This window comes from Micromonospora sp. KC721 (assembly GCF_004348355.1).
Lineage (GTDB): Bacteria > Actinomycetota > Actinomycetes > Mycobacteriales > Micromonosporaceae > Micromonospora.
On sequence record NZ_SMJY01000040.1, the window covers coordinates 23,195 to 36,168 of the forward strand.

12 protein-coding genes are annotated in these 12,974 nt (G+C 73.4%); 8 read left to right on the forward strand and 4 right to left on the reverse strand.

Features of this window, described 5'->3' with window-relative positions:
• The 4 genes from ngg (at position 1) to E1182_RS10170 (ending at position 4,995) form a co-directional block, all read left to right on the forward strand.
• Positions 1-1,830, forward strand: a complete 1,830-nt coding sequence (gene ngg / locus E1182_RS10155; protein WP_132263372.1) for an N-acetylglutaminylglutamine synthetase — start codon at positions 1-3, stop codon at positions 1,828-1,830.
• On the forward strand, positions 1,827-3,002 hold the full coding sequence (locus E1182_RS10160; protein WP_132263375.1) for an osmoprotectant NAGGN system M42 family peptidase: 1,176 nt from the start codon (positions 1,827-1,829) through the stop codon (positions 3,000-3,002). Before ngg ends, E1182_RS10160 begins: the two co-directional genes overlap by 4 nt.
• Positions 3,003-3,505: 503 nt before the next feature.
• On the forward strand, positions 3,506-4,435 hold the full coding sequence (locus tag E1182_RS10165; RefSeq protein WP_132263377.1) for a ribonuclease Z: 930 nt from the start codon (positions 3,506-3,508) through the stop codon (positions 4,433-4,435).
• Positions 4,432-4,995, forward strand: coding sequence for a GNAT family N-acetyltransferase (locus tag E1182_RS10170; RefSeq protein WP_132263379.1), 564 nt, complete (start codon positions 4,432-4,434; stop codon positions 4,993-4,995). The genes E1182_RS10165 and E1182_RS10170 overlap by 4 nt, the downstream gene beginning before the upstream one ends.
• On the opposite strand, the gene E1182_RS10175 is transcribed toward E1182_RS10170, so the two are convergent.
• Both E1182_RS10175 and E1182_RS10180 read right to left on the reverse strand, forming a co-directional pair.
• On the reverse strand, positions 4,955-6,325 hold the full coding sequence (locus E1182_RS10175) for a cystathionine beta-synthase (protein ID WP_132263381.1): 1,371 nt from the start codon (positions 6,323-6,325) through the stop codon (positions 4,955-4,957). The two genes, E1182_RS10170 and E1182_RS10175, sit on opposite strands and share 41 nt — an antisense overlap.
• Positions 6,326-6,402: 77 nt before the next feature.
• Entirely contained in the window at positions 6,403-6,759 is a 357-nt protein-coding gene (locus E1182_RS10180) for a YkvA family protein (protein ID WP_132263383.1), read from the reverse strand.
• Positions 6,760-6,961: 202 nt separating this feature from the next.
• Here E1182_RS10180 and E1182_RS10185 point away from each other — a divergent pair, with 202 nt between their 5' ends.
• The 4 genes from E1182_RS10185 (at position 6,962) to E1182_RS10200 (ending at position 11,788) form a co-directional block, all read left to right on the forward strand.
• Entirely contained in the window at positions 6,962-8,032 is a 1,071-nt protein-coding gene (locus E1182_RS10185) for an SGNH/GDSL hydrolase family protein (protein ID WP_132263386.1), read from the forward strand.
• 76 nt (positions 8,033-8,108) lie between these two features.
• Positions 8,109-8,912, forward strand: a complete 804-nt coding sequence (locus tag E1182_RS10190; protein ID WP_132263388.1) for an SGNH/GDSL hydrolase family protein — start codon at positions 8,109-8,111, stop codon at positions 8,910-8,912.
• 76 nt (positions 8,913-8,988) lie between these two features.
• Complete coding sequence (locus E1182_RS10195) at positions 8,989-10,251, forward strand: acetyl-CoA C-acetyltransferase (protein WP_132263390.1); 1,263 nt, start codon at positions 8,989-8,991, stop codon at positions 10,249-10,251.
• A 40-nt stretch (positions 10,252-10,291) separates the two neighbouring features.
• Positions 10,292-11,788 carry a CYTH and CHAD domain-containing protein gene (locus tag E1182_RS10200; RefSeq protein WP_132263392.1) on the forward strand — a complete coding sequence of 499 codons (1,497 nt, stop codon included), beginning with the start codon at positions 10,292-10,294 and terminating at the stop codon, positions 11,786-11,788.
• Between the two features lie 4 nt (positions 11,789-11,792).
• Here the strand turns inward: E1182_RS10200 and E1182_RS10205 are convergent, their stop codons facing one another.
• On the reverse strand, positions 11,793-12,113 hold the full coding sequence (locus tag E1182_RS10205) for a hypothetical protein (RefSeq protein WP_132263395.1): 321 nt from the start codon (positions 12,111-12,113) through the stop codon (positions 11,793-11,795).
• A gap of 36 nt (positions 12,114-12,149) precedes the next feature.
• Positions 12,150-12,899 (reverse strand): Bax inhibitor-1/YccA family protein, encoded by a 750-nt coding sequence (locus E1182_RS10210; RefSeq protein WP_132263397.1) that lies wholly within the window; start codon positions 12,897-12,899, stop codon positions 12,150-12,152.
• Positions 12,900-12,974 lie beyond the last annotated feature (75 nt).

A 12,974-nucleotide genomic window follows, 5' to 3' on the forward strand; every position in this document is an offset into this window, starting at 1 on the left:
ATGACCGAGACGCTGGCGACCGGCACGGCCCGTCTCGACCGGGATCGGGTGCTGGGCCGACGACGGGAACGGGTGGGCCCCGGCGGCGACCCGGTGGCTCCCGGCACGCCCGAGCCGCGCAGGCGGCCGGCCGGCGAGGCGGACGTGGTGCTGGACTGCGGTTGGGGCCGGTTGGTCTTCGGGCAGACCTTCGTCGACCAGGCAGCCGTCGCGGACGTGCTGCGTTCCGAGGCGGCCGGTGCCCGGGACATCTGCATCTACCTGCGTGACCCGCACGTGCTGGTCTCCCGGCTTCCCGACGAGCTGTTCATCGACCCGTCGCTGACCTACCGGCTGCCGCTGGGCGAGCACCGCCCGGCCGCCGCCGACGGCGGCTCCGAACCGCCCGGGTTGGTGATCCGGTCGCTGCGCGACGCCGACGACGCGGACGCGGTGAACCGGATCTACGCCCGCAACGGCATGGTCACCGCGCCGGTGGAGGTGCTGGTGGACAACGCCGGCACCGACCGGTTCCTGCACCTGGTCGCCGAGAGCGGCACCGGGGAGATCGTCGGCACCATCACCGGGGTGGACCACGTCGCGGTCTTCGCCGACCCGGAGAACGGCGCCAGCCTGTGGTGCCTGACCGTCGACTTCAACACCGCCCCGCCCGGCACCGGCCAGGCGTTGCTGACCGCGCTGGCCGACCGGCTCGACGAGCGCGGCCGGGCCTTCGTCGACCTGTCGGTGCTGGCGGAGAACTCCGGCGCGATCCGCCTCTACGAGCGGCTCGGTTTCCGCCGTACGGGCACGCTCTGCGTGAAACGGAAGAATCCGATCAACGAGCCGTTGTTCCTGCCGGCCGCCCCACAGGGGTACGACGAACTCAACCCGTACGCGAAGATCATCGCGGACGAGGCGATGCGCCGCGGCATCCGGGTGGAGGTCACCGACGCGCACTGGGGTGAGCTGCGGTTGAGCAACGGCGGCCGGACCATCCACACCCGGGAGTCGCTGTCCGAGCTGACCTCGGCGGTGGCGATGAGCCGCTGTGACGACAAGCGGGTGACCCGGCGGATCCTCACCGAGGCGGGTCTGTCGGTGCCGCGCGGCCGGACCGCCACCGGTGATCCGGACGACCTGGCGTTCCTGGCCGACGTCGGCCCGGTCGTGGTCAAGCCGGCCCGAGGTGAGCAGGGCAACGGCATCACCGTGGGGGTCCGCACGCCGGAGGCGCTGGCCGCGGCGGTCGAGCTGGCCCGACGGTTCTGCCCCGACGTGCTGATCGAGGAGATGCGTTCCGGCGAGGACCTGCGGGTGATCGTCATCAACCACGAGGTGGTGGCCGCGGCGGTGCGCCGGCCGGCGCAGATCACCGGCGACGGGGTGCACGACATCACCGAGCTGATCGAGCGGCAGAGCCGCCGGCGGGCCGCCGCCACCGGGGGTGAGTCACGGATCCCGATCGACGACATGACCCGGGAGGTGGTGGCCGACGCCGGGTACCGGATGCACGACGTGCTGCGCGAGGGTCAGGTGCTCACCGTCCGCCGCACCGCGAACCTGCACACCGGTGGCACAATCCACGACGTGACGGCCGACCTGCACCCCGCGATCGCCGATGCCTGCGTGGCGGCGAGCCGGGCCCTGGACATCCCGGTGACCGGGCTGGACCTGCTCGTGCCCGCCCCCGACCAGGCCGAACACGTGTTCATCGAGGCGAACGAGCGGCCGGGACTGGCCAACCACGAGCCGCAGCCCACCGCGGAGCGCTTCATCGACCTGCTCTTCCCGGGCACCCGCGCCCCGCAGCGGCTGTGGAGCCCGGCCGGCCCGGGGGCGGGCGCGTGAACCCTCAGCCGCTGGAGATCGACCTGGACTACCTGCGCCAGGTGCTGCTGGAGTTGCTGGAGATCCCGAGCCCGTCGGGGCGTACCGACCACGTGCAGCAGTACGTGGGTGAACGCCTCTCCGCGCTGGGGATCACCTCGACGCTGACGCGGCGTGGGGCGCTCAGCGCCTGCCTGCCCGGCCCCCGGCAGACCGGCGCGGACCGGGCGATCGTGGTGCACACCGACACCATCGGCGGGATGGTCAAGCGGCTCAAGGAGAACGGCCGGCTGGAGCTGAAACCGATCGGCACGCACAGCGCCCGGTTCGCCGAGGGCGCGCACGTGCGGATCTTCACCGACGACCTGGATCGGGTGATCACCGGCCAGGTGCTGCCGCTGAAGGCCAGCGGGCACCGCTACAACGAGGCGGTCGACCTGCAGGGCGTCGGGTGGGAACTGGTGGAGGTGCGGGTCGACGAGCCGGTCGAGGACATCGCCGGGCTGCGGGCGCTGGGCATCGACGCCGGGGACTTCGTGGCGTTCCTGCCCAACCCGACGGTCACCCCCAGCGGGTACGTCAAGTCGCGGCACCTGGACGACAAGGCGGGCGTGGCGGCGGTGCTCACCGCGCTCAAGGCGCTCGTCGACGCGGGGATCACCCCGAAGGTCACCGCGCACCTGCTGGTCACCGTGACCGAGGAGATCGGCCACGGGGCCAGCCACGGCCTGGACCCGGACGTGGCGGAGATCGTCTCGGTGGACGCGGCGGTGGTCGCCCCCGGCCAGCAGTCCCGGGAGCACGGGGCCACCCTGGCGATGGGCGACGGCGTCGGCCCGTTCGACTACCACCTGACCCGCAAGCTCGCCGCGATCGCCAAGGAGCACGGCGTCGACCTGGTCCGGGACGTCTTCGACTACTACCGCTCAGACGTGGCGGCGGCGGTCGAGGCGGGCGCGCACGCCCGGGTGGCGCTGCTCGGCTTCGGGGTGGACGCCACCCACGGGCACGAGCGCACGCACCTGGACGGGCTACGCCACCTCACCCAGTTGCTCTGCCTCTACCTGCAGAGCGATCTGGTCTTCCCGGAGTGGGACGCCGAGCCCGAGGGCGACCTGGCCGACTTCCCGTCGCTGGCGGTGCAGCCGGCCAACGAGGAGGGCCCCCGCGAGGGCCCGATCGGCATCGACTGAGGGCTGGGCCGTCCCCCGCCGGTGGAAGACGCCCCGTCTTCTGACGCTACAAACCTGATTACGAAGGTGAATCGCCGGCGCGGTCGTCCCAGCAGACCAGTAACGGCGGTGACCGGCCGGTGAATCGCATACGACATCAGGTTCGTAGCGCACCGGCCGTCCCAGCCGACCAGCGGCGGCGATCGGTGCGACCGGCCGAGCCTGTGATCGAAATCCGTTGCCGGCTCCCCGGGGAAGTGGATAACGTGGCCGTACACGGGAAAGGAGGTGGTCCAGACTTGTATAGCAATCGGACTCGTGAGGTGGCTGTCCGCTAGCCGCTGTCCTCGACAGTGAAAACCCGTCCGCCGCGAGGCGGGCACCAGGCACCATCGTCGAGACCGTGTGGCAGCGGTGCGGCGAATCCACGACAGCCACCCGACCCCCGGGGTGCCGGCCCAGTCCAGCCGGCCCGCGCGTCAGCGCGGAAGCCCCGGGGGTCGCTTCGTTCCCAGGGGAGTTCCGTGTCGATGCGCGAGCTGGTGGTACTCGGGACGGCCAGCCAGACGCCGACCCGGCTGCGCAACCACAACGGGTACGTGCTGCGCTGGGACGACGAGGTGATCCTCTTCGACCCGGGTGAGGGCAGCCAGCGGCAACTGCTGCGCACCGGGGTCACCGCCACCGACCTGACCCGGATCTGCGTCACCCACTTCCACGGCGACCACTGCCTGGGGCTGCCCGGGATCATCCAGCGGCTCAGCCTGGACCGGGTGCCGCACCCGGTGGCGGTGCACTTCCCGGCCGGCGGTGCCGAGTACTTCGCCCGGCTGCGGCACGCCAGCTCGTTCCACGAGACGGCCGAGCTGGCCGTCGCGCCGATCGACGCCGACGGGCAGCGGATCACCCTGCGCGGCGGCACGCTGGAGGCCCGCCGGCTGCGGCACCCCGTCGAGACGTACGGCTACCGGCTGGTCGAGCCGGACGGCCGCCGTACGCTGCCGGAGAAACTGGCCACGTACGGCATCACCGGTCCGGCGGTCGGGGAGCTGCTGCGCGTCGGCCACCTGGACCGGGACGGACGCCGCGTCACCCGCGACGAGGTGAGCGTGACCCGGCCGGGGCAGCGGTTCGCGTTCGTGATGGACACCGGCCTCTGCGACGCGGTGTACGCCCTCGCCGAGCACGCCGACCTGCTGGTCATCGAGTCGACGTTCCTGGCGTCGGAGGCCGCCCTCGCCGCCGAGGTCGGCCACCTGACCGCGGCGCAGGCCGCGCGGGTGGCCACCGAGTCGCAGGTACACACGCTGGTGCTCACCCACTTCTCCCAGCGGTACGCCGACCCGCGCCGTTTCGCCGACGAGGCCCGGGAGCACTTCACCGGCGACCTGGTGATCGCCGAGGACCTGACCACCGTGCCGGTGCCGCCTCGGCGGGTAACCTCGGCCCGGTGACCGTCACGCTGCGTCCCGCCACCACCGTTGACCTGATGCTGGTCGGTGCCCTGCACCAACGGTCCCGGGTGGCCGCGTACTCGTCGTTCCTGCCGGCGGCGGCACTGGCCGAGCCGACCGGGGCGGCGATGGGCAGCTACTGGGTCGAGCGGTGGACGTGGGAGCACGACGACCACCGGATGACGGTGGCCGAACGCGACGGCCGGCTGGTCGGTTTCAGCTACCTCGGGCCGGACGACGAGGGCGACCCGGGCACCGGCCTGCTCAACGCCATCCATCTCGACCCGGCGGAACGCGGCCGGGGCACCGGCCGGCAGCTGATGGTCGACGCGCTGGAGGCCATGCGCTCCCGGGGGTGGTCCCGGGCCGTGCTCTGGGTGCTGCGGGACAACGCGCGCGCCCGGGCGTTCTACGAGCGGGGCGGCTGGGCCGCCACCGGACAGATTCGGGACGAGCGGATCGGCCCGGTGGCGGTCCCGCAGCTGCGCTACGCCCGCCCGCTGTGCGGGTCGCCGGACGTCACCGCGCGCCGAGATGGGCCAGCAGGTCCTGCCGGGTGAGCACGCCCTTGGGCTTGCCGTCGACCAGCACCAGGGCCGCGTCGGACTTCTCCAGCAGGGCCACGGCCTCGCTCACCGGCTGTCCGCCACCGATCATCGGCAGCGGGTCCGCCATGTGCCGCTCGATGGTGTCGTGCAGGTGCGCCTGACCGGTGAAGAGCGCGTCGAGCAGGTCCTTCTCGGCGATCGAGCCGGCTACCTCGCCGGTCACCACCGGCGGCTCGGCCTTGAGCACCGGCAGTTGGGAGACGCCGTACTCACGCATGTAGTCGATCGCGTCGCGGACCGTCTCGGTCGGGTGCACGTGCACCAGCTCGGGCAGGCCGCCCGGCTTGCCGGCGAGCGCGTCGGCGACGGTCGGCTCCGTGCCCGCGTCGGCCAGGAAGCCGTACCGGGCCATCCACCGGTCGTTGAAGATCTTCGACAGGTAGCCCTTGCCGCTGTCCGGCAGGAGCACCACGACCACGTCGTCGGGGTCGGCCTTGCGGGCCACCTCCAGCGCCGCGACCACCGCCATGCCGCAGGAACCGCCGACCAGCAGGCCCTCCTCGCGGGCCAGTCGCCGGGTCATCTCGAAGGACGCCTTGTCGGAGACCTCGATGATCTCGTCGGCGACACCCTGGTCGTACGTCTTGGGCCAGAAGTCCTCACCGACGCCCTCGACCAGGTACGGCCGACCGGTGCCGCCGGAGTAGACCGAGCCCTCCGGGTCGGCGCCGATCACCCGGACCCGCCCTTCGGATGCCTCCTTCAGGTACCGGCCGATGCCGGAGATGGTGCCGCCCGTGCCGACACCCGCCACGAAGTGGGTGATCCGCCCCTCGGTCTGCTGCCACAGCTCCGGGCCGGTGCTCTCGTAGTGCGAGCGCGGATTGGCCGGGTTGCTGTACTGGTCGGGTTTCCAGGCACCGGGGATCTCCCGGGCCAGCCGGTCGGAGACGTTGTAGTAGGAGCGCGGGTCCTCCGGCGCGACGGCGGTCGGGCAGACCACCACCTCGGCGCCGTACGCCCGCAGCACGTCCTGCTTGTCCTGGCTGACCTTGTCCGGGCAGACGAACACGCACCGGTAGCCCTTGAGCTGTGCCACCAGGGCCAACCCGACCCCGGTGTTGCCGCTGGTCGGCTCGACGATCGTGCCGCCCGGCCTGAGGATGCCGGCGGCTTCGGCGTCCTCCACCATCCGCAGCGCGATCCGGTCCTTCACCGAACCGCCGGGGTTGAGGTACTCCACCTTCGCCAGCACGGTCGCCTGGATACCCTCGGTGACGTTGCGCAGCCGCACCAGCGGGGTGTCGCCGATCAGCTCGACGACGTTGTCGTAGTACTGCACCTCGTTGTGCCCTTCGTTGCGGCGCCGGCGACGGCCGCCGGGCAGACAAACTCGTTCGTCGCCCAGCGTACGTGCCGTCAGCCGACCACCTGCCCGGGGACCACGGACGCGCGACCCGCCTCCCACTGCAGGAAGCGCTCGGTCTCGGCCAGCACGCTGCCGGCCAGCCAGGTCACCATCACCGCGTCGTCGAGCAGACCGAAGACCGTCAGGAACAACTCCGGCACCACGTCCACCGGGGAGACGACGTACGCCGTCGCCGCCGCCATCAGCGCCAGCCGCAGGCCACCGTCGTACTCGCCCCGGCCCGTCGCCCGGATCATCCGCGGCACCGCGGCCAGCCGGGTACCCAGCGACGGTCCACCCCGCGCGCCCGCCGCCACCGCTCGGGCCAGCGCGGCGAACGCCGCGCTCCGTTTCAACGTCCTACCCATCGTCCCGCCCCTCTCGCCGGTCCAAGGGTGCCCCGGGGGTGCAAGTGCCCCCACCGATCGCCCGTCGTCGTTGTGGAACTGGTACCCCGAACGGTCCCCGCCCAGCCATCGCCACGCCGATCCCCTGGTGGTCGGGCCGAGGCATTGGCTGCCGGGTCCGCGGGTCGGCGGTGTGTCGTGCCGGCGCGATAATGTCGCTGGTATGGGGGTGCCTGGTTCCGTCGTACCGGTCGATTCGCGCCGGGAGCTCGATCCGCGCTGGCAGCGCGTCCGCCAGCTCGCCCGGGTGGCGGCGATCGGCACGGGTGCCACCGCAGCGGCCGTGGTCGCCACCGGCGGGGTGCTGGTCGGGCAGGCCCGGCAGGCCCGGCGCACGATTCCGATGGCCGAGGCGCCCCCGCCGCGCTGTGATGGCGTCTACGGCGCGAAGCTGCCCGGCCCACCGCTGACCATGGTGATCCTGGGTGACTCCTCGGCGGCCAGCTACGGGGTGCACCGCCGGCGGGAGACGCTGGGCGCCTTGCTGGCCACCGCGCTGTCCCGGCGACTGCACCGCCCGGTCCGGCTGCGCCGCTTCGCCGTGGTCGGCGCCCTGTCGGCCGGGCTGAGGCCGCAGGTCGAGTCCGCGCTGGAGAGCGACCCGGACGTCGCGGTGATCCTGGTCGGCGGCAACGACGTCACCAACCGCACCCCACCGGCCCTGGCGGTGCGCCACCTCGTGGACGCGGTCCGCGCGCTGCGCGCCGCCGGCTGTGAGGTGGTCGTCGGCACCTGCCCGGACCTGGGCGCGATCCAGCCGATCCAGCCGCCGCTGCGCTGGCTGGCCCGGCGGTGGAGCCGGCAGCTCGCCGCCGCCCAGACGGTGGCGGTGGTCGAGGCGGGCGGTTGGACGGTCTCCCTGGGCGACCTGCTCGGCCCCCGCTTCGCGGCCGAACCGTCCCGGATGTTCGCCTGGGACCGGTTCCATCCCTCGGCGGAGGGGTATGCGGTGGCTGCCGCCGCGCTGCTACCCACCGTGATCTCCGCCCTCGGCATGGGCCCGGAACGCCGGCCTGTCCTCGGCCGCGGCGAGGGCGTACGCTCGCTGCCGCAGGCCGCCCAGGAGGCGGCGCGGCACGCCGGCACGGAGGTCAGCGGCACCCAGGTCCGCGGGCGCGACCGGGGGCCGGCCGGCCGTTGGGCCCAACTGCGCCGGCGGACCTTCTTCGGCGTCGGGGTGGTGCCGCAGCCCGGCGCCGTCGCCGACTCACCGACACTGGAGGGAACGGCATGAGCGAGCGCAGCGAGCGAATCAGCCAGCTCAGCGCCCAAAAGCCTCATGGCGGTCCCGACCGCAGGGAGGGAACGGCATGAACGAACGGTCGGTCGGTGCCGAGTTGGCGCTCCGGCTCGGAAAGGCGGCGGCCGTCTCCCTGGTGGCCGGCACGATCGGCGGCGCCGCGGTGCTCGCCGGGCAGGCTGTGGCCGCCCGTGGGCGCAGCTACGCCCAGCCGGAACTCGGCCTGGCGCTGCGGGCCACGGTGGGCCGGGCCAACGCCCCGTCGCTGCGGCTGGTGCTGCTCGGCGACTCCTCCGCCCTGGGCGTCGGCGTGGAGCGCTTCGACGAGACGGTCGGCGGGCAACTCGCTTACCTGCTGGCCGAGGAGCCGGTCGGGCGGCGGGTGCACCTGTCCAGCGTGGGTGTCTCGGGTTCACGCTCGACGGATCTGGCCACCCAGGTGGCCCGGGCACTGCTCGGCGAACGCCCGGACGTCGCGGTCATCCTGATCGGGGCCAACGACGCCACCGGGTTGCGCCGTCCGGCCGAGGCGGCGGCGTACCTCGCCTCGGCGGTGCGCCGGCTGCGTGAGGCGCGCGTACAGGTCGTGGTGGGCACCTGTCCCGACCTCGGCGCGGTACGGGCGGTGGCGCAGCCGCTGCGGCAGGTGCTCGGCTGGTCGGGTCGGCGGATCGCCCGCGCCCAGACCGCGGCCGTGCTCGACGCCGGCGGAAGCGTGGTCGACCTGGCGACCGAGACCGGGCCGGTGTTCCGGGCGGACGCCGGTACGCTCTGCCACGACGGCTTCCACCCCTCGGCCGACGGCTACCGGGTCTGGGCGCACGCCCTGCTTCCCGCGGTCGCCGCCGCGGCAACCGCGGCCTCCCCGCACTGAGCGGCCCATCCGGGGTGACATTTCCCGCCGGGTGGGCTCCTTCCACCCGAAGTTACTCGCGGGTTAACGTTGGTTCATGCCGATTGAGTCGTCCCGCGACGCCGTCATCGTCGCCACCGCCCGGTCCCCGATCGGACGCGCGTTCAAGGGTTCGCTGCGCGACGTCCGCCCGGACGATCTCGCCGCGACCATCGTCCAGGCCGCGCTGGACAAGGTTCCCGGACTCGACCCCGCCGAGATCGACGACCTGTACCTCGGATGCGGCCTGCCCGGCGGCGAGCAGGGCTTCAACATGGCTCGGGTGGTTGCCACGCTGATGGGGTTGGACGGCCTGCCCGGGGCGACGCTGACCCGCTACTGCGCCTCGTCGTTGCAGACGACCCGGATGGCGATGCACGCGATCCGGGCCGGTGAGGGCGACGTGTTCGTCTCCGCCGGGGTGGAGATGGTCTCCCGGTACGCCCGGGGCAACTCGGACACCCTGCCGCCGGAGGCGCAGGCGCTGGTCGGCGGCGGCTGGGAGAACCCGCGCTTCGCCGCGGCGCAGGCACGCTCGAAGCGGCGGGCCGAGGGCGGCGCCGAGGTGTGGACCGACCCCCGCGAGGCCGGCGAGTTGCCGGACATCTACCTGGCCATGGGGCAGACCGCCGAGAACCTGGCCCAGGCGTACGACGTGACCCGCGAGGACATGGACGCGTTCGGCGTACGCAGCCAGAACCTGGCCGAGAAGGCGATCGCCGACGGCTTCTGGGCCCGGGAGATCACCCCGGTGACGACTCCGGACGGCACCGTGGTCAGCGCCGACGACGGGCCGCGCCCCGGGGTGACCCTGGAGGCGGTGGCCGGGCTGAAGCCGGTGTTCCGCCCCGACGGCCGGATCACCGCCGGCAACTGCTGTCCACTGAACGACGGCGCCGCCGCGGTGGTGGTGATGAGCGCCCAGCGGGCGAAGGACCTCGGGCTGACTCCGCTGGCCCGGATCGTCTCCACCGGCGTGACCGCGCTGTCGCCGGAGATCATGGGTCTCGGCCCGGTCGAGGCGTCCCGGCAGGCGCTCAGGCGGGCCGGCATGACGATCGACGACGTCGACCTGGTCGAGATCAACGAGGCGTTCGCCGCCCAGGTGATCCCCTCCTACCGGCAGCTCGGCATCGCCGAGGAGAAGCTGAACGTGATGGGTGGCGCCATCGCCGTCGGCCACCCGTTCGGCATGACCGGCGCCCGGATCACCGGAACCCTGCTCAACGCCCTGCAGTGGCACGACCGGACCATCGGCCTGGAGACCATGTGCGTCGGCGGCGGCCAGGGCATGGCGATGGTGCTGGAGCGGCTGAGCTGACCGTCGATTCGCCGGCACCGCGTCCGGGTATCCGACCGGCATGGCTGCTGTGGTGGAGCGGGAACGTAAGTACGCCGGCGACGACGGTTTCCGACTGCCGGACCTGACGGGCTGCGGTGGCGTCGCGAGCATGTCCGACGCCACCGCCTACGACCTGGACGCGGTCTATCACGACACCGCGGACCTGCGGCTGGCCCGCAGCGGCTACGCGCTGCGCCGACGCACCGGCGGTCACGACGCGGGTTGGCACCTGAAGGTCGGTGCGGCCGGCGGCCCCCGCACCGAGTACCAGTTCCCGGCCGGCCCGGACGACGTCGAACCACCGGCCGAGCTGGTCGGGCTCTACCGGGCCGCCGCCCGGGGCGCGCCGGTGGCTCCCGCCGCCCGGGTCACCACCCGGCGGCGGGAGCACCGCCTGCTCGACGAGCAGGGCCGGGTGCTGGCCGAGGTCGCCCAGGACGCCGTCGAGAGTCACGACCTGGTCAGCGACGAACGGCAGACCTGGCACGAGATCGAGGTCGAGTTGGTCGACGGCGACGACCCGCTGCTGGACGCGGTGCAGGAGCGGCTGCGGGCGGCCGGGGCCCGGCCGGTCTCGGTCTCGAAGTCCCACCGGGCACTCGGTGGCCGGCTCGCCGCCGTGGCGGACCGGCCGCGAACGGATCCGGCGGCCGCTGCCGTGCTCGACCACCTCCGCGCCCAACGGGACGCGCTGATCGCGAACCATCCGGCCGCCCGGCACGGCGACGAGGATGCCGTTCACGACATGCGGGTGGCGATCCGCCGGCTGCGCGCCACGCTGCGGACCTTCCGGGGCCTGTGGGGCCGGCCGGAGAGCGGGGAGCTCCGCGCCGAGCTGCGGTGGCTCGGGGCGCAGTTGGGTGCCGTGCGGGACGCCCAGGTGATGGCGGCCCGGCTCGAAACGGCCGTGCACGCCGAACCACCCGAGCTGGTGCTCGGCCCGGTCGCCGCGCGGATCGCGCAACGGTTCGCCGCCGACGCCGCCACGGCCCTGGACGGGTTGGGGCGGGCGTTCGACTCCGACCGGTATCCGGAGCTGCTCAGTCGGTTGGACCGGCTGGTGGAGGGCCGGCCGGCGCGTACGGTCACGCGACGGTGGGTGAACCGGCGGGTCCGGCGGGCCCTGACCCGCGCCGACCACCGGCTGGATTCCGCCCTCCTCGCCTGCGAGCAGGGCCCGGAGCGGGACGCCGCGCTGCACGAGGCGCGCAAGGCGTACAAGGCGGCGCGTTACGCCGTCGAGGTACGCGAGCCCGCGGTGGGCAAACCCGCCGCCACGCTGCTGAGCCGGCTGAAGGATCTCCAGAATCGGCTCGGCGCGTACCAGGACTCGGTGATGACACGGGAGGTGCTGCGGCGGGAGGCGTTGCGCGCGTACGCCGACGGCGGGAACACCTTCACGTACGGGCTGCTGCACGCTCGGCAGGCGGCGGCCGCCGACCGGGAGCTGCCCGCCGTCGCCGCCGCCCGCGAGCGGGCCGGTCGTCGGAAGGTGCGCCGCTGGCTGAAGGGCTGACCGGTCAGAGCGCGGCCCGCGTCGCCGTCACGGCGGCGGCGGCCCGGGCCAGCACCGCGCCGGACGGCCCGGCCGCGACCAGGTCGGCGGCGACCACCCGGAGTTGGTCGACCAGCGCCAGGTCGTTCGGCAGCCGGGGTACCGGCCGGCACGGTTCACTCTCGGCGTCCGCGCCCAGGTCGGCGAGCTCCTGCACCAGCCGGTGCATCAGGTCCGCGCGGGACGCGTCGCCGCCGTCCGGCACGGCCGCCCAGCGCGGCTGCTGCCAGTGCCCCACCTGACGGGTCAGCGACTCCACGGCCCGGTCCAGTTCCGCTGCGCTCATCGCCGGAGAGTCTACGGCGGGCGGGCGGGCCGGCGGTCAACGCCGCAGGTAGCTGAGCAACCGGAGGATCTGCCAGTACAGGAAGATCAATCCGACCAGCACCCCGAAGGCGCAGAGCCAGGCGTACCGGCGCGGCAGGCCGCCCCGGACGGAACGTTCGATCTGGTCGAAGTCGAGGATGAAACTCAAGGCCCCGGCGATGATGGCCACTCCGGAGAACACGTACGGCAGCCAGCCCACCTGGCCGGTGAGGCTGTAGATCTCCACTCCCGGCCGTCCGGTGAAGAGCTGGAACACCAGGTTCACCAGGGTCACCGCGAGCACCCCGAGTAGGGTGCCGATCACCAGCCGGGCCAGACGTGGGGTGGCCCGGATCACCCGGGCCCGGTAGAGCAGCGCCATGCCGAGGAACACCCCGAACGTGCCCACGACGGCCTGCGCCACGATCCCGGGGTAGACCGCCTCGAAGGTCCGGCTGGCCACGCCCAGCAGCAGCCCTTGGAGCAGGGCGTACCCGATGATCGGGGCCGGGTGGGTGATGCCGCGCAGCGAGATCACCAGGACCAGCGCCACGCCGGCCAGCGCGGTGCCGGCCAGCGCCGCGGGCAGCCACAACGCCGGGGGTACGACCACCCAGGCGACCGCCGCGACCATGCCGGTGAGCAGCAGCAGCCCGACGGCACGGACCGCCACGTCGTCGACCGTCACCGCCTCCGCGTCCCCGGACAGCCGGTCTTCCCGGCTGGTGTCGTCCAACCGGTCCAGCACCGGGTTCGCGCTTCGCACCCCGCCTGGCTCCCTTCGCCACCCGTCTCCCGCCGTCCCACCCTGGGTAACTGTGCCTGGGGCGGGGGACGGTGG